Source organism: Bacillota bacterium (genome assembly GCA_040754315.1).
In the GTDB taxonomy this organism is placed as follows: domain Bacteria; phylum Bacillota; class Sulfobacillia; order DUSP01; family JBFMCS01; genus JBFMCS01.
Genome location: JBFMCS010000059.1, coordinates 1 through 16,438 on the forward strand (window position 1 = coordinate 1; position 16,438 = coordinate 16,438).

Annotated in this window: 12 protein-coding genes and 1 pseudogene; 3 read left to right on the forward strand and 10 right to left on the reverse strand. The window is 62.8% G+C overall.

Going from position 1 to position 16,438, the window contains the following annotated elements; translation table 11 throughout:
• A partial coding sequence (tyrS, locus tag AB1576_13215; GenBank protein MEW6082695.1) for a tyrosine--tRNA ligase occupies window positions 1-946 on the reverse strand: 946 nt, incomplete at its 3' end.
• Window positions 947-1,235: 289 nt separating this feature from the next.
• On the opposite strand from tyrS, the gene AB1576_13220 reads away from it, so the two are divergent.
• Window positions 1,236-3,500: a PBP1A family penicillin-binding protein gene (locus AB1576_13220; protein MEW6082696.1), complete on the forward strand. Its 2,265-nt coding sequence runs from the start codon at window positions 1,236-1,238 to the stop codon at window positions 3,498-3,500.
• 53 nt (window positions 3,501-3,553) lie between these two features.
• On the opposite strand, the gene AB1576_13225 is transcribed toward AB1576_13220, so the two are convergent.
• From AB1576_13225 to AB1576_13260, 8 genes are all read right to left on the reverse strand, one after another.
• The gene (locus AB1576_13225) at window positions 3,554-5,893 is read right to left on the reverse strand and encodes an endonuclease MutS2 (GenBank protein ID MEW6082697.1); all 2,340 of its coding nucleotides are present in this window, start codon (window positions 5,891-5,893) and stop codon (window positions 3,554-3,556) included.
• On the reverse strand, window positions 5,883-6,356 hold the full coding sequence (locus AB1576_13230) for a methylated-DNA--[protein]-cysteine S-methyltransferase (GenBank protein ID MEW6082698.1): 474 nt from the start codon (window positions 6,354-6,356) through the stop codon (window positions 5,883-5,885). The genes AB1576_13225 and AB1576_13230 overlap by 11 nt, the downstream gene beginning before the upstream one ends.
• Window positions 6,313-7,329 carry a hypothetical protein gene (locus AB1576_13235; GenBank protein MEW6082699.1) on the reverse strand — a complete coding sequence of 339 codons (1,017 nt, stop codon included), beginning with the start codon at window positions 7,327-7,329 and terminating at the stop codon, window positions 6,313-6,315. Before AB1576_13235 ends, AB1576_13230 begins: the two co-directional genes overlap by 44 nt.
• A 15-nt stretch (window positions 7,330-7,344) precedes the next feature.
• Window positions 7,345-7,941, reverse strand: a complete 597-nt coding sequence (locus AB1576_13240) for a DUF421 domain-containing protein (protein ID MEW6082700.1) — start codon at window positions 7,939-7,941, stop codon at window positions 7,345-7,347.
• A 52-nt stretch (window positions 7,942-7,993) separates the two neighbouring features.
• The gene (gene polX / locus AB1576_13245) at window positions 7,994-9,700 is read right to left on the reverse strand and encodes a DNA polymerase/3'-5' exonuclease PolX (GenBank protein ID MEW6082701.1); all 1,707 of its coding nucleotides are present in this window, start codon (window positions 9,698-9,700) and stop codon (window positions 7,994-7,996) included.
• A gap of 48 nt (window positions 9,701-9,748) precedes the next feature.
• Window positions 9,749-12,148 (reverse strand): phenylalanine--tRNA ligase subunit beta, encoded by a 2,400-nt coding sequence (gene pheT, locus AB1576_13250; protein ID MEW6082702.1) that lies wholly within the window; start codon window positions 12,146-12,148, stop codon window positions 9,749-9,751.
• Window positions 12,149-12,165: 17 nt separating this feature from the next.
• A complete protein-coding gene (locus tag AB1576_13255; protein ID MEW6082703.1) occupies window positions 12,166-13,170 on the reverse strand; it encodes a phenylalanine--tRNA ligase subunit alpha in 1,005 nt (334 codons plus the stop codon).
• Between the two features lie 312 nt (window positions 13,171-13,482).
• Window positions 13,483-13,593 carry a YqzL family protein gene (locus tag AB1576_13260; protein MEW6082704.1) on the reverse strand — a complete coding sequence of 37 codons (111 nt, stop codon included), beginning with the start codon at window positions 13,591-13,593 and terminating at the stop codon, window positions 13,483-13,485.
• A gap of 210 nt (window positions 13,594-13,803) precedes the next feature.
• Here AB1576_13260 and AB1576_13265 point away from each other — a divergent pair, with 210 nt between their 5' ends.
• Both AB1576_13265 and AB1576_13270 read left to right on the forward strand, forming a co-directional pair.
• Window positions 13,804-14,826, forward strand: a complete 1,023-nt coding sequence (locus tag AB1576_13265; GenBank protein MEW6082705.1) for an NADH:flavin oxidoreductase — start codon at window positions 13,804-13,806, stop codon at window positions 14,824-14,826.
• A 22-nt stretch (window positions 14,827-14,848) separates the two neighbouring features.
• Entirely contained in the window at window positions 14,849-15,796 is a 948-nt protein-coding gene (locus AB1576_13270; GenBank protein MEW6082706.1) for an aldo/keto reductase, read from the forward strand.
• 168 nt (window positions 15,797-15,964) lie between these two features.
• On the opposite strand, the pseudogene AB1576_13275 reads toward AB1576_13270, so the two are convergent.
• Window positions 15,965-16,324: pseudogene (locus AB1576_13275) on the reverse strand (type II toxin-antitoxin system HicB family antitoxin).
• Window positions 16,325-16,438 lie beyond the last annotated feature (114 nt).

The following is a 16,438-nucleotide window of genomic DNA, read 5'->3' on the forward strand; positions in this document are numbered from 1 at the left end:
CATCCCCGGCCTCCTGGGCCGCCTCATCTCCATGGTACATGCTCACGATCTCCCTGGCCAACCTCATCTTGAGGTCCCTGGGGTGAAGGCTCCCATCCTCCAGTCCCGCCTTGGCAGCCTCTATCTCCTCAATGGGCACCTCGGTCACCAGTTCCAGGTAGCGCAGCATCAGGTTGTCCGGGACAGACATGATCTTCCCGTAGGTCTCCCGGGGGTCCTCGTTTATCCCAATGTAGTTGTTGAGGCTCTTGGACATCTTCTGCATACCATCGGTGCCCTCCAGGAGTGGCATTGTCACAGCCACCTGCGGCTCCTGGCCATACTCCCGCTGGATATCCCTGGTGAGCAGGAAGTTGAAGGTCTGATCCGTGCCGCCCAGCTCCACGTCAGCCTTGATGGCCACAGAATCGTAGGCCTGGGCCAGCGGGTAGAGGAGCTCGTGGACGCTCACGGGCCTCTCCTCCTCCATGCGGCGCTTGAAGTCATCCCGCTCCAGGAGGCGGGCCAAAGTGTACTTGGCGGCCAGCTCTATGACCGACACGAAATCCAGCCGCCCCAGCCAGGAGCTGTTGAACACCACCTCGGTCCTCTCCGGGTTGAGGATCTTGAATATCTGATCCTGGTAGGTCCTGGCGTTTGCCATCACCTCATCCTCTGTCAGCTGTCTCCTGGTCTCCGAGCGCCCGCTGGGGTCACCAATCCTGCCAGTGAAGTCCCCTATGATGAAGATCACGTGATGGCCCAGGTCCTGGAACTGCTTCAGCTTGCGGATTGGAACGGTGTGGCCCAGGTGTATGTCAGGGGCACTGGGATCCGCCCCGTACTTCACCCGGAGGGGCCTCCCCTCCTTCTTGGCCCTCTCGATCTTGGCGAGGAGTTCCTCCTCGGACACTATCTGCGCTATGCCTCTCTTCAGGAGCGCCATCTGTTCTTGGGGTTTCATCATCCTCTTGGCGCGGGCCCCGCCGGGCAGGAATCCCTTGCGCCATCCCTCCTTACGAAAAGCGTGGCCGGAGCGGAGGGCCTTGGCCTCTCGCCTCCAATTGTAAAAGATTATAGCATGAAAGAGGAGGGGGACACAAAGGGAACCATTCACCGGCACCGGTCGTCTTTTCTATACTAGAACAGGACCCATTGCTGCTGGTCTTGATCTGGATCCGCTGCTCTTTTACGGAACGCGGGCCCTGTGTTATAATTTCAGGGACATTAAGTCCTCCAGTTCAGGAGGGATTCGGGTGACCGAGAAGCCCAAGAAGCCCAGGAGGAAACGCAGTGTTGCCCGGAGCCTGGTAGGATTGTTCCTCGTCCTATTGACCATAGCTGTCCTCCTTGGCATAGGATTAGGCGCAGGCTTTGTAGCATCCGCCGTGAAGAACCTCCCACCCCTCTCCAGCTTCGAGCCGAAACCCAACGTGACCTCGGTCATCTACGACGCTGAGGGAGCCGTTGTTGCTAAGCTCCATGCCCTGGAGAACCGCACCCCCATAAGCCTTGACCGGATACCCCAGACCCTCCAGGATGCCTTCATAGTCATGGAGGATCGTAAGTTCTACCAGCACAAGGGGGTTAACCCCCTGGCTATCCTCAGGGCGCTCTACGCGAATGTCACCGGCGGCTCCGTCCAGGGTGGCAGCACCATTACCCAGCAGCTGGTCAAGAGCGCCCTTCTTAAGAACCCCGAGCAGACCTACACCCGCAAGGTCCAGGAGGCCATACTCTCCGTCCAGCTGGAGAGGCAATTCACAAAGCCTGAGATACTGGAGATGTACCTGAACCAGATATCCCTGGGCCACGGGGCCTACGGCGTAGAGGCGGCTGCACAGACCTACTTCGGCAAGCCCGCCAGTCACCTGACCCTGGGCGAGTGCGCCATCCTGGTGGGTATAACACCCGCCCCCTACAAGTACTCCCCTTATGTGGACCTGGACCTAGCCCTCAGCCGCAGGTCACTGGTTCTCACCAAGATGGTGGAACAGGGATACATCAGTGAAGAGCAGGCCGAGGCAGCCCAGGCGGAACCCGTGAGGCTGGCAGGGCTAAAGGAGGAACAGGAGTGGGCTGTGGCCCCGCACTTCCTGGACTACGTTCTCAGGCAGATCCTGGACCGCTACGGGCCCGACCTAGTTTACAGCGGGGGCCTGAAGGTCTATACAACCCTGGACGTGAAGGCCCAGGAGGCCGCCAAGAAGGCCATGGCGGAGGTGCTGGACGAGACATTCCCCATAGACGCCGAGGAACCCATGAGGGCTGGCGTGGCCATCGTGGAACCCTCCACAGGTCACATCAAGGCCCTGGTGGCCAGGAACTACGAGGGCAAGCTGGGCCACATCGACGCGGTGGATGCCTTTAGGCAACCCGGCTCCGCCTTCAAACCGGTAGTGGCCTATGCCCCGGCCCTGGAGGGCATGTTCACCTCTGGCACCGTCTTGGACGACGCCCCCATGTTCGATTCCCGCGGCGCAGTATGGCCGGAAAACTATGACCGGCGTTTCCGGGGCCTCATGACGGTCCGGAGGGCCCTGGAACTCAGCATCAATGTCCTGGCCGTCAAGACCCTGGACACCGTGGGCATAGAGACTGGCCTGGACTACGCCCTGCGGATGGGCATCACCAGCCTGGCCACGGAGTGGGGTTCAGAACGCAGTGACTACACTCGCTCGCTGGCCCTGGGAGGCCTCACCAAGGGTGTCTCCCCCCTGGAGATGGCCGCGGCCTTTGGCACCTTTGCCAACAACGGGATCCACGTGAAGCCCGTCGCCATCCTGAAGGTGGTGGACCAGAACGGCGCTGTTGTGTACGAGGCCGAACCGGAACAAACCGTGGCCATGAAAGAGACCACCGCCTACATCATGACAGATATCCTTAAAGGGGTAATCACCAGGGGAACCGGTACCCGGGCCAACATAGGCAGGCCGGCCGCTGGGAAGACCGGCACCTCCAGCGACCATGCGGATGCCTGGTTCATTGGCTACACCCCGGACCTCTCCGGGGCGGTATGGATGGGCTTTGAACAGCGAGAACCCATGGACAGGGTGGTGGGAGGCCAGTATCCCGCGGCAATATGGGCGTCCTTCATGAAGGTTCTCCACGAGGAGCTTCCGGTGAGGGACTTTGAGGTGCCCCCGGGGGCATCCTTAACCCGGGCCGCCATATGCACCAAGTCGGGCCTCAGGGTTGGTGACTGGTGCCCGGCGGAGACGGTCTCCAATGAGCCCTTCGTAAAGGGCACAGAACCCCTCTTGACCTGTGACGTCCACGTCCCGGTACAGGTATGCGCTGAGAACCCCACGGAGCTGGCTACGCCGTGGTGCCCCGATGCGGTGAGCATGTCCTTTATCAGGAGGCGCGAGCCCTTCACGCCAGCACCCGACGGCCGAGTGCCCCTGGACGCTGCCCAGGAGGCACCAACGGAGCCCTGCAGCATTCACAGCGTGCAAACTCCCTTTGATCCCCCTCCGGGGTACGAGAACGAAAGGACAAGAAATCCAGGACAGGGATGATGACTCAAGCGGCATAGTGTACTAGAAGAAGGGCAGCCCCAGCGGCTGCCTTTTCACTCCAGGCGGGCTACCGTGACTCCGTCTCCCCCTTCCCCTGGTCCCCCAGGCCGGAACGAGGCCACCATTGCGTGTCCACCCAGGTGCTCAGCAACGGCCTTCTTCAATGCCCCCGTCCCCTTGCCGTGGATGATGCGTACCTCAGCAGCCCCGGCTAAATGTGCATCGTCAAGGTACTTGTCCACCCTGAGAAGCGCTTCTTCCGAGGTGAGCCCCCTGAGGTCGAGTTCCGGCGAGAAGGCCTGCACCTTGGCGGCAGCCATGGACATGGCCCGCTCCCGCGTGTCCACCTGCACGGTGGTCTTGGCCTCCCTGAGGTCATCAAGGGACACCCGCACCCTCACCGCCCCAGCCTCCACCAGGACAAGCCCCTCCTGATCAGGGGATGCCACGACGGTGCCCTTGACCCCCACGGATACCACCTGTACCTGGTCTCCCACCCTCAGGTCAGCCGGCGGCTCGCCGGGCTCCCTCTCCGGAGGCACCTCAAGGTCCGCCTGGAGACTGGCCAGGCGCTCCCTGGCTCCTTCCGCCTGGGGGAGATGGTGTTCCTTCTGGGCCTTCCTGAGTTCCTTGAGTGCCTGGCGCACCTCCCGGTTAGCCTTCCGGACAAGGCTCTCCGCTTCCTCCCTGGCCTTGGCCACCAGGCGCTCCCTCTCGGCCCTCACCCGCTCAGCCTCTGCCTCAGCCTGGGCCATGGCCCGCTCTGCCTGGACCCTGGCCTCGGCGGCCCTCCGGCAGTCTTCATGGAGCCTGAGGGAATCATCCTCCATCTGGCGGATGAGGGAATCCGCCTTGGACTGCTTGGCCCCCAGGTGCCCGCGGGCAGCCTCAACAATGCACTCGGGGAGCCCCAGCCGGCGGGAGATCTCAAAGGCGTTGGAACGTCCCGGGAGTCCCATGATCAGGCGGAAGGTGGGTAAGAGCGTCTCCGGGTCAAACTCCATGGCGGCGTTCTCCACCCGGGGCTTCTGGAAGGCGTAGGTCTTCAACTCGCTGTAGTGGGTTGTGGCCAGCACCCTGGCCCCCCTCTCACCGAGGTGGTCAAGAATGGCCATGGCCAGGGAAGACCCTTCCGCCGGGTCCGTGCCCGCCCCCATCTCGTCCATGAGGATGAGCACCCCGGGCCCTGCCCGCCCAATGAACCGGCAGATGTTGTTCATGTGGGAACTAAAGGTGCTGAGGCTCTGCTCAATGCTCTGCTCATCCCCGATATCGCACAGCACCTCGTTGAAGACCCCGAGGCAGCTCCCGTCCCGGGCAGGTACCTGGAGGCCTGCCTGGTGCATGAGGCAAAGGAGCCCCACTGTCTTGAGGCTCACCGTCTTGCCTCCGGTGTTCGGGCCGGTGACAACAAGGATATCGAAGTCCTGCCCCAGGTGGATATCTATGGGCACCGCCCGGCCTCCAAGGAGTGGGTGCCTGGCTTCCAGCAGCCTGACCCTGGGTTCCTGGTCCTGGTAGGGGCGAGTGGCCCCCATCTCCAGGGCAAGCCGGGCCTTGGCGAAGGCGAAGTCAAGCCGCCCCAGGGCCTGCAGGGTCTCCTCCCACTGTACCTGGTCCTTGGCCACCAGCCCGCTGAGGCGGCGCAGCACCCTGCGAACCTCCTCCACCTCCTGGAGCTGGAGCCTCCTGATCTCGTTGTTCATGGAAACGATGGCCTCAGGCTCAATGAAGAGGGTGGCACCGCTGGAGGACTGGTCATGGACAATGCCTGGCACTTGGCCGCGGTGTTCCATCTTCACAGGAACCACGTACCGGTCTTCACGGATGGTCACTATGGGTTCCTGGAGGTAGCGCCCGAACTCAGGCGAGCGCACCATGGACTCCAGGCGCTCCTTGAGCCTGGCTCCAAGGCTCCGGAGGAGGCTGCGGACCCGCCCCAGATCGGGACTGGCCTCGTCCTTCACGGCACCCTCTTGCGAGATGGCCCCTGAAACCTCCTCAGGGAAGCCCGGGAAGTCGTAGAGCCCGCTGGCTGCACCCTCCAGGATATCCCAGGGTGCCCCGTGTTCCCCGAGGTAGCCCCTGGCCCGCCTGGATGCCAGGGCCGTGGAGGTCATGTCCAGGATCTCCATGGGTTCGAGGATAGCCCCCCGGCAGACCCGGGCCACAAGGTCCCTCACATCTCGTACCCCGCCCAGGCGGAACCCAGGGTGTGCCTGGAGGAACCCCTTTGCCTGGGCAGTCTCCTCCTGGACCCGGCCCACCTCAACCGGGGAGGTCAGTACCTCAAGGCCGAGAGCCTTCTCCCTGCCCAGGGCCCAGGTGGCCATTCCGGCCAGCGCCTGGCGGATCTTGGGGAATTCCAGTATCTCAAGACTCCTATCGTCCAACTACTCGACCGCCCTTCACGTCTATGCCCTCCAGGAGGAGAAGCCTCTCCTTCATTTGTAGCCCGCCCCCGAACCCACCGAGGCCCCCGCCTTGGGCCACCACCCTGTGGCAGGGTACCACCAGGGGAAGGGAATTGCGGGCACAAACGGAGCCGGCGGCCCGGGCAGCCCTGGGGCGCCCCGCGGACGCGGCAAGCTCCCCGTAGGAGACCACGCCCCCGAAGGGTATGGCCCTCATACCATTCATCACCGCAGCCTGGAAGGGAGTGAGGTTCCCGTAGTCCAGGGGACCGTGGTAGTCGATGGGGCCCCTTCCTGAAAAGTAGTGTCTCAGGACCTCCTCCAGGCCCTCCCCTACGGGACCCCAGCGGAGCCGCCAGGGTCCCGACAGGGCTTGTACCGCCTGGTCATGCCCGGGCTCAGGCAGTGTCAGAACCCTCAGGGCCGGGCCGTTGAAGGCCATTCCCAGGAAGCCCCAGTCTGTCTTGAAACATCGCGCCTCTAGCTCCATCTCCATCCCCCTCCTTGCCCATCCTGGAAAGGCAGTCCATGACAGCCGGGGCGATGCCCAGAATGCTCCTTACCCCCCTGAAGGCCGCCCTCGATTGGACGGACCCCCCTAGCACCACCGTGGGAACCGGGTTGAGGGTGTGTTCACCGGTGGACAGGTCCTCCACGTTCCCATGGTCACTGGTCATCACCACCGACACCCCCTCCCCAGGGTCCAGCGCTTCAAGAAACGCATCTATGTTCCCGAGCAAGCGGAGGGCTTGCTCCCTATCCTGGTGGTGCCCCGCCATATCTGTCAGGAAGAACTCGTACAGGGTAAGGTGGGTCCGGGAGGCAACACGCCGGGCGATGATGCCAGCCTCCCGGGGACTCCTCTTGGGGACCTCATAGCCTGAAGCCGCCAGGGTCTCGTGGGTCATGTCATGATAGACCGCCTCACCATGGAGAAGGTCACCGAAGTCCCTGAGCCGGATTCCGGACGCCAGGGCAGTCACGGTTGTCACCGAGGCATGGTAGGTGCCCTTCCCCATGGCCTCAAAGGCCAGGGGCCTGTATGCGTTGAGAAACTGCACCCGAAATCCTTGAGCCCTGGCCCTTCCCAAGAGGTTCTCCCGGCGCAGGAGTTCCCTGAGTTCCCGGGTGGGCAGGGCATTCACGTGGCATCCAACGATAGCGGGGGCGTTCTTCCCCGTCAGGAGGGCTGCCTGTCCTGTGGCGCTCTGGGGGATCCCCGGCACACCTAACAGGGCATCCGTGGAAATGACAAAGCCCAGGGGCCCTTCCTTGAAGCCCCCCGGCACATCCTCAGCCAAGAGCCGGGCCCCCAGGGCCCGGGTCAGGAAGGGCATCTTGGCTTGGGCAAGCGGGTTATTCTCTCCGCCGGGACCCAGCCCCAGCCCGTCCACGAAGAACAGGAACACTCCCATGCTAAGCCATTCTGTCTAGGAGAGGTTTCTCCTGCCTTCGGCCTCGGCGAAGAGCTGGGAGATCTCGGTGCGAAGGCTCCTGGCCGTCTCCTCCAAGACCGCCTCCAGGCGTATGTTCGCCAGTTCCTGGAGGTTCTTGGGTGTCAGGGGGGAAGCGTCCTTCTTCTTGATCACGCTAGTCCTGCCATCTGGCTCCAGGCGAGCCTCCTGGACATCGGCAATGTCAGAAACCTCCTTCTCCCTGAGCATTACCCTGAGGTCCTCCAGGGTAACCCTCTCTCTCTTCAGGTTTTTCCAGAGCACCTGGCCATTTTGGACCAGGAGGACAGGCACACCCTGGGTGATCTTCTCAAAGGGCCTCACATAGAGGTTCACCACGGACACCAGGTACTGGAAGAACCCCAGGAGCACCACCGGGATGATCCCCCGGAGCAGGTGGATGCTATCATCCTCCATGGGGATGGCCGCGGCGGAACCCATCACTATGATGACAGCCAGGTCGAAGGGGGCAAGGTTGGCTACGGAACGCTTGCCCATCATCCTCACGGTGAAGAGCACGAAGAAGTAAAGGATGCTGGTGCGGATGGCTATGTCTATGACATCCCGGACCACGACGCCACCTCCCCAGCTATTATTGAGTAACCGGGGAGATACTATCCTGAGCCTACCCCAGGTAGTCCAGGAGGTCCTCCAGGTCCAGCGTGTTAAGGATATCGGCTGGCTTGAGCCAGGCCCTCCTGGCCACGCCAACGCCATACCTCATGTCCGGCAGGGCCGATGCATCGTGGGCATCTGTGTTGATGGCTATCCTGACGCCCTGGGAGGCTGCCTTCCGGGCGTGTTCATCCTTGAGATCCAGGCGGTCTGGGCAGGCGTTTATTTCCAGGGCTGTTCCGGTCCTCGAGGCGAGGTCCAACACCCGCTCAAGGTCCACCGGGTAGGGCTCCCGGCGCCCGATGAGGCGCCCTGTGGGGTGGCCGATGATGTCCACATGGGGGTTTTTCAGGGCACCCTCCAGCCGTTCTGTCAACACCTCCCGGGGCTGTGAGAAGCCCTGGTGGATGCTGGCCACCACAATATCGAGGTCCTCCAGGACAGCATCAGAGAGATCCAGGCGGCCGGAGGCCAGGATGTCCACCTCGGTACCCCGGAGCACCCGGAAGCTGTCCATGTGCTCGTTTATCCCGTCTATCTCCCGGGCCTGCTCCCTGAGGCCCTCCTCATCAAGGCCCCCTGCTATCTTGAGGGAACTGGTGTGGTCCGAGATGGCCAGGTACTGGTAGCCCCGGGCCCTGGCGGCCTCGGCCATCTCGCCTATGGTGGCCACCCCGTCCGACCAGGTGCTGTGGATGTGAAGGTCTCCCTTGATATCCTCCAGTCCCACCAGCTGGGGTAAATGGCCATCCAGGGCAGCCTCCACCTCACCCAGGTCTTCCCTGAGCTCCGGGGGCACATAGGCCATGCCCAGGGCATGATAGATACCTCCCTCCGTCCAGATGCCCAGCGCCTCCCCATCCTCCCGGAACACCCCGTACTCGTTGATCCCGAGACCTGCCTTGCGGGCAATGCCCCTGAGCCGGGCGTTGTGTTCCTTGGACCCAGTGAAGTGGTGGAGTGCTGCAGGAAACTGGCCTGGTTCCACCACCCTGAGATCGACGTTGCCCACGGACGTGGCCACCGTGGATTCAGTCTTTCCTTTTCTGATCACACCCTTCACGCCAGGCATGGACACGAAACCCTCCATGAGGGCCAAGGGGTCCCAGGATGACACCACAAGGTCGATATCCTTGACGCTCTCTTTCATCCTCCTGAGGCTCCCTGCCACCCGGGCATCTACTGCCTGGGGGAGTGACCTTAGGTAGCCTGCCATGGCCTCAGCCACCGGGAGGGCGATCCCCAGCAGCACACGCTCCCCGTGCCTCCTAAGGGCCTCAATTCCCTTGATGATGGCCTCCTCTTTCTTCTCGCCAAGGCCGGGGATGTCCCGGAGTTTGCGAGCCCGGGCGGCGGTTTCCAGCTCATCCAGGCCTACTATCCCCATCTCGCGGTAGATGAGGGCGGCCGTCTTGGCGCCCACCCCCGGGATCCGCATCATCTGGAGGACCTCCACAGGCACCTTCTCCCGGAGTTCCTCCAGGTAGCGGCAGGTCCCGCTTTCCAGGACCTCCTGGATCTTGGAGGATAGCGCCTTGCCGACCCCCGGGATCTCCTGGAGTCGCCCCTGGGAGGCCATTTCCTCCAGGTCGCCCTGGTGTGTCTCAACGCTGCGGGCGGCCCTCCGGTATGCCCTGATCCTAAAGGGATCCCCTCCCAGGACCTCCAGAAGACCGGCAATTTCCAGGAAAGCCCTGGCCACCTCTAAATTCTTCAAGATGCGCGCCGCTCCCCTGGGGAGCGCCTCCCTCCAACTCGTGTGGCATCAACGAAGGCTGAGGCCCATCCCTGCCAGGGCCTTGCGCACCTTGCCCTGTACCGCATCCACCTCGGGATCCGTAAGGGTTCTCTCCCTGGAGCGGTAGGTGAGGCTGTAGGCGAGGCTGCGGTGGCCCGCCGGGATTGGGTCCTGGTCATACACATCGAACAACACCATGTCTTCGAGGAGTTCCCCCGCGGCCAGCCTGGCAGCCCTGGCCACCTCCTCCGCGGGAAACCCCTCCGGGACGATCACGCTGATATCCCTGCGCACCGCGGGGTAGCGGGGCACCGGGACATACCGGGGGGTAAAGCCTGCCTTACCCCGGAGGGCCTCGAAGTCTATCTCGGCCATGAACACTGGGGTTTCCAGGCCGTAGGCCTCTCTCACAGCGGGGTGTGCCTCACCGGCGTATCCCAGGCTCTTACCTTCCCAGGACAGCCGGGCCTGCCTGTCCCTGGCATAGGAGGGGTGCGCCGAGGGCTCCCATAGGGCCTCCAGCCCCAGCCTGGAAAGGAGCACCTCCAGCATGCCCTTGAGGGCGTAGAAGTCCCACTGGGCATCCCTTTGCCTCCATGCCCTCGCCCGCGGGTTGCCAGTACAGGCCACCGCCAGCACCGTGGACTCTCCAGGCAGTCTCTCCGAAAACCCCTCCGATGGGCGGTAGACCCGGGATACCTCGAAAACCGAGATGCCCTCCACGCCCCTCCTGGCGTTGGCCTCGAGGACCTCCAGGAGGCTGGGGAGGAGAATGGTCCTCATGATGGACTGGTCCTCCCTAAGGGGATTAGCCAGGGCTATGGCGTTCCTCAGGGGATCCCCAGGGTCCAGGCGCACCCGGTCAAAAACCCCCGGGTAGGAGAAGGCATATGTGTTCACCTCAGTAAGGCCCAGGGAGACAAGGATATCCCGGGCGGTGCCCTCCATGGCGCGCTCCCTGGGCTGCCAGCCGGAGGTTGAGGGTCCCTGGGGCATCGTCGTGGGTATGGCGCCGTATCCATGGATCCTGGCTACCTCCTCCACCAAGTCGACCTCTTCCGCCACGTCCACCCTCCAGGTCGGCACCTGTACCTGGTAGGCCTTGCCCTCCCTGGCCACGCCGAAGCCCAGTCCCTTCAGGATGCGGCTAACCTCCCTGGCAGGCATGGAGGTCCCCAGTATCTCATTCACCCGCTGCGGCCTCAGGGTGATCACCCTGGGACCTGTCCTTCCCGGGTACTCGTCTACCACCCCTGGCGCGGCCGTGGCCGCGCGCATGCCTTCCAGGAGCACGGCAGCCCTGTCCAGCGCCCTGACGGTGCCTTCCACATCGGTTCCCTTCTCGAATCGCGAGGAGGCCTCCGATCGCAGGCCAAGACCCCTAGAGGTCATCCCGGTGGTCCTGGCGTCAAAGGCCGCGGATTCCAGGAGAACGCACCTGGTGCCCGGCACCACGGCGGTATCCTCTCCCCCCATGACCCCTGCCAGGGCCACAGGGCCTAGTGGGTCCGCTATCACCAGCATGCCCTCGTCCAAGGGCCGGTCATGGCCGTCCAGGGTAAGAAGCCTCTCGCCCGGCCTGGCTGTCCTCACAATGATGGCGGGCTCCCTCAGCCGGTGGAAGTCGAAGGCGTGAAGGGGTTGCCCAAGTTCCAGCATGACATAGTTCGTCACATCCACCACGTTATCGATGGGCCTTATGCCCGAGGCCCACAGGCGATACTGCATCCAGTGGGGCGAAGGTGCTATGGTCACCCCCTCGAAGAGTCTCGCTGAGTAGCGGGGGCACAGGCCGGGGTCCAGGATGTCCACGGTTACCCTTCCGTGGATTGGCCCACCGCTCTCCCGGGGTTTGCGAGGCCTGTGACGGGGGCGGCCCCCCGAGGTGACCAAGACCTCCCTGGCCACACCCAGCAGGGACAGGCAGTGGGCGTAGTTCGGGGTGAGGTCCAGCTCCATCACCTGGTCTTTCCAGTCCAGGAACTCCAGGACGTCCTGGCCGGGGTCCGCGCCCTCCAGGATAAGGATACCCTCACCCTCCCGGTGCTCCTCCCCCAGGAGGAGCTCGCTGGCTGAACACAACATCCCCTGGGAGCGGACTCCGCCCAGCGAGGTCTCCCGGATGACCCTGCCCTTTGGCAGCCGGGCCCCGGGGAGCGCCAGGGGCACCACCTGGCCCACACCTACCTTGGCACCGGCTACCACCCGGCAATTGCCCTCACCATGTCTTACCGTCACCACCAAGAGGTCCTGGTCAGGATGACTCTCTACCTTGAGCACCCGGGCGGCCACAACGCCCTCCACCTCCGGGACGACATCCTCGAGGGACGCTACCTCCATCCCCGCCATGGTAAGGTTACCCGCGATGGTCTCTGCGGTGGCATCCGTATCGATGAACTCCCTCAGCCAAGTCATAGGTACCTTCAAGAACGAGTCCCCCTTTTTCAGAACTGGGCGAGGAAACGCATGTCGTTCCCGAAAAAGAGCCGGAGGTCGTCAATCCCATACTTCAGCATGGCCACGCGTTCCAGGCCCATTCCGAAGGCAAAACCCGTGACAGCCTCGGGGTCATAGCCACCGTTCCTGAGCACCTGGGGGTGTACCATCCCCGAACCCAGTATCTCCTGCCAGCCGGTGTCCCCGCATGTCCTGCAGCCCTTCCCCATGCACACTGAGCACGAAATGTCCACCTCGGCGCTGGGCTCGGTAAAGGGGAAGTAGCTAGGCCGGAACCGGACCTGGGCATCCTCCCCGTACATCCTCTTGGCAAAGGCCAGGAGCACGCCCTTGAGGTCCCCCATTGTGATGCCCTCCCCCACCGCCAGCCCCTCGATCTGGTGGAACATGGGGGAATGGGTGGCATCGTCGTCCCTGCGGAAGACCCTACCGGGGGCGATCACCTTCAAGGGTGTGCCAGGGGCCCTCTCCTCCATGACCCTGATCTGTACTGGGGATGTGTGGGTCCTCAGCAATACCTCCTCGGATACCTTGAAAGAGGATTGCATGTCCCTGGCGGGGTGACCCTTGGGGAAGTTCAGGGCCACGAAGTTATAGTAGTCGAACTCCACCTCGGGGCCTTCCACCACCTCGAAGCCCAGGCCCATGAAGATCTCCTCGATCTCCCTGAGCACGGTTCTCAAGGGGTGGGCCCTGCCCAGGGAAGGAGGGTCACCTGGCAGGGTAACGTCCAGGGGAGGCCCTGAGGATGCCTCATCCTTCAGGCTTCGGGTCTTGCGGGCGATGGCCTCCTCCAGGAGCCCCCTGATCTCGTTGGCCTCCCTACCCAGGCGCGGCCTCTCCTCGGGGGATGCATGCCCCAGGCTTCTTAGGACGACGGTCAGGTCACCCTTCCTCCCGAGGAAGTCCCTGCGGGCTGATTCAAGATCGTCCAGGCTCCGGGCCTCCTTTACCGCTTTCAGGGCCCTTGTCTTGATGTCATTCAAGTCCATTGGCAACCCTCCTTAAAACAAGAGCGGCCTCCGTCCATACCAGGACGAAAGCCTGCGCTTCCGCGGTACCACCTAGTATTAGGCACAGGGCCTCCCTTGATGGGGATCCGTGATCCCCAGCCCCCTTAACGTGGGGGCAGCCGGCCCAGCCTACTTGGGCCCGAAAGCCTTTCAGCCTGCGGCTCCAGGGCGAACTTCCACCGGTGACGACCCGGGCGCTTTCAGTCTGGGCACCCTTCCTGTGGGGTCACCGCCCCGGTGTACTCCTCCCCTTCACTGCCTTTTGAGCGAGACAAGCCGGAAACGTTGGATTCATGATACAGCAGTATACATCTTCCTGTAAAGGAGGTAAGCTGTTATTGACCCTGTCATCTGAAAGATGCGCCAGAAAAACTCGGCGTTCAAGGTTGCCAAGGTACTCACGCCCCTTCGCCCGAGCAGGGCCTGTCATTTAACTCAATTATAGCAAAATCAAAGTGCCCGTTCAATGTGACTGCCTCCGGGTTTCCCAGGGCAATTCTCCCCGGGAAAGGCAACTAGTGGAAGCCTTGCTGGGCAAGGACCCGTGAAGGGAGGATTCCCCTGGCGGTTCCTAGAACGCTAGGGGAGAATCTCTAGAGGAGGGATGCCTCAATGCCCCGGTTAGTCGACCCTATCCAGGTGGGAAGGGCCAGTGTTAGAAACAGGATCGTCATGCCCCCCATGGCCACGGAAAGCGCCACGGAGTCCGGGGAGCCAACCCAGGAGACACTCGAGCACTACCAGGCCAGGGCCAGGGCGGGCGTGGGTCTCATCGTCTTGGAGCACGCCTACGTCTCCACTAGCGGGAGGTTCTCGCGGCACCAGCTGGGGATCCACAGCGACGGGCTAGTGCCCCTCTACAGGGATATTGTTGGGGAACTCCACAGCGCCGGGGCTACTGTAGCCCTCCAGATTACCCACTGCGGGAGCGCGGGCACCCGGGACCTCACCGGGTCCACACCCTTGGGAGCCTCGGCGGCCCTTCACCCTAACGGCACCCAGATGCCCAGGGAGCTCCCGGCGGCTGAGATCGCCGGACTCAAGGAGGCCTTCCTCGAGGCTGCACTCAGGGTCGATCGTGCCGGGTTCGATATGGTGATGGTGCACTCGGCCCACGGCTACCTGTTGAGCCAGTTCCTTTCACCCTTGACCAACAAGCGGGAAGACATCTATGGCGGCCCAGTGGCCTCCCGGGCGGCACTCCTTGTCGTGATAGTCCAGGCCATCAAGGGGCGGGCCCCCGGGCTCCCGGTTATCGTACGCCTGGGGATCCAGGACCAGTACCCTGACAGCGTACCCCCGAACCCCAACTTCAGCGGGGGCCTTACCCTGGAGGACGGCATCGAAGCGGCGAGGCTCACCGAGTCAGCCGGCGCTGACCTCCTTGACATATCCGGAGGCATGTGCGGCTCCAGGCCCTCAGGGGCACCTGCGGCCTACTTCCTGCCCTGGGTTGAACGGCTCAAGCCCGCGGTGGACATCCCAGTGGTGACCACCGGCGGCATCGCCCAGGCCCAGATGGCCGATGACATAGTGAGGCAGGGCAAGGCCGACATGGTAGGCGTGGGCAGGGCCATGCTGAAGGATGCGGACTGGGCGGCCAGTGCCATCAGGACACTCAAGAACACGGGCTGACACTGGGCTGGAGGAGAGGTGCTTGGAAAGAAGGATCCTTGGAAAGAGCGGCATTGAGGTGACCAGGCTCTGCCTGGGAGTACTCCCCGTTGGGCCTCTTCAGCTAGACCTTCCCCCCGCCCAGGGCGCCAGGGTTGTCCGGGAAGCCCTGGAAAGGGGCATCAACTTCCTGGACACCGCGGAGATGTACCGGACCTACACTCACATGGAGCCCGCCCTGGAGGGATATCGCGGGCGGGTCGTGATTGCCAGCAAGTCCACAGCCCAGACCTACGACGGCATGCGGAAGGCCATCGAGGATGCCTTGAGGGCCCTCAGGCTGGACACGGTGGACATCTTCTGCCTCCACGCCGCGCGCTCTTCTCCCAGTGTGTTCTCCGAGAGGACTGGAGCCGTGGAGTGCCTGGCGAAAGCCAAGGAGGAAGGCCTCATCAGGGCCATGGGAATCACCACCCATTCGGTCCTGACGGTGCGCGCCGCGGCAAGACTGCCGGGGATCGATGTGATCTTCCCCATGGTAAACCTCACGGGCTTCGGCATACTGGACGGGACAAGGGACGACATGGTGCAGGCCATCGACGATGCCCACAGGGCGGGGAAGGGACTGTACGGCATGAAGGCCCTGGCTGGCGGGAACTACGTCAAACGCCTGGAAGAGGGGTTTTCCTTCGTCATGGGCATCCCGGGCCTGGCCTCAGTGGCCGTGGGAATGTCCAGCCCTGCTGAGGTCCGGGTGAACGTGGCCATCTTTGAGGGTAGGCCAATCCCTGATGACCCCGAGTACTCGATAAAGGAGAAGAGGCTCTTCATCTTTCCCTTGATCTGCGTGGGATGCGGCACCTGCGTTGAGGTGTGCCACAATGGGGCCCTGTCCCTCCAGGGGGATAAGGTCGTGGTGGACCCCGATCTCTGTGTTCTCTGTGGCTACTGTGCGCCGCACTGCAAGGAGATGGCCATCAGAGTCATCTAGGGGGCCTGGGGCAAACTCCCGTGGGGGATCGTTTCCACGCTTGGCTCTGTCGGCCTATCGCCAGGCTCAGAGAAGGTCTAATCCTCACGCTGGCAGTGAATAAAGGCGTGACTGTGGTAACGCCCTGTTCGACCATGACCACCCCGTACCCCTAACATGTTGTCGGCCCTACCGCTTGTGTGGCTCTAGTATTCTCAAGCGCTCCTTCAGCGCAGGCTGGAGCACTCGGGAGAAGTTGATGCGTTTCTCTTCCGCCAGGTCATTAAGCCATTTGGGGCAGCGTAAAAGTATTGTTCACGGACTTGTCTGCCATTCGCTCCCTGGCTGGCGGCATTACCGCCTGCACCAAGGCGATAAATGCTCCACCGGGCGCCTTGATATTCTCGGGTGGAGTGGGTGCAGGGGGATCTCGTCACCCTCCTTCTCCATTCCGTAAAGGTGCAGATGGAGCGTCTCTTGGGCCATCTTTAGAGCATCCTCAAGGCTATCCTCTTCGGTAATAAAACCAGGAAGGTCCGTAAAAAACACCGTGTAACCGTAGCCATCTTCTCATTTCGACTATGCTCCTATCTCTTCCCATGTAATTCCTGGGTGTTTCCGGGAGCACACGTATCAGATAGGCCATTGTGGAGAGCGTGGATA

Bases quoted from the DNA above. Each gene is read 5' to 3' on its own strand.
- AB1576_13235 (MEW6082699.1), bottom strand. From the start codon at position 7,329: ATGGGAGTGTTCCTGTTCTTCGTGGACGGGCTGGGGCTGGGTCCCGGC.
- AB1576_13265 (MEW6082705.1), top strand. From the start codon at position 13,804: ATGCCCCGGTTAGTCGACCCTATCCAGGTGGGAAGGGCCAGTGTTAGA.
- AB1576_13255 (MEW6082703.1), bottom strand. From the start codon at position 13,170: ATGGACTTGAATGACATCAAGACAAGGGCCCTGAAAGCGGTAAAGGAG.
- AB1576_13230 (MEW6082698.1), bottom strand. From the start codon at position 6,356: ATGGCCTTCAACGGCCCGGCCCTGAGGGTTCTGACACTGCCTGAGCCC.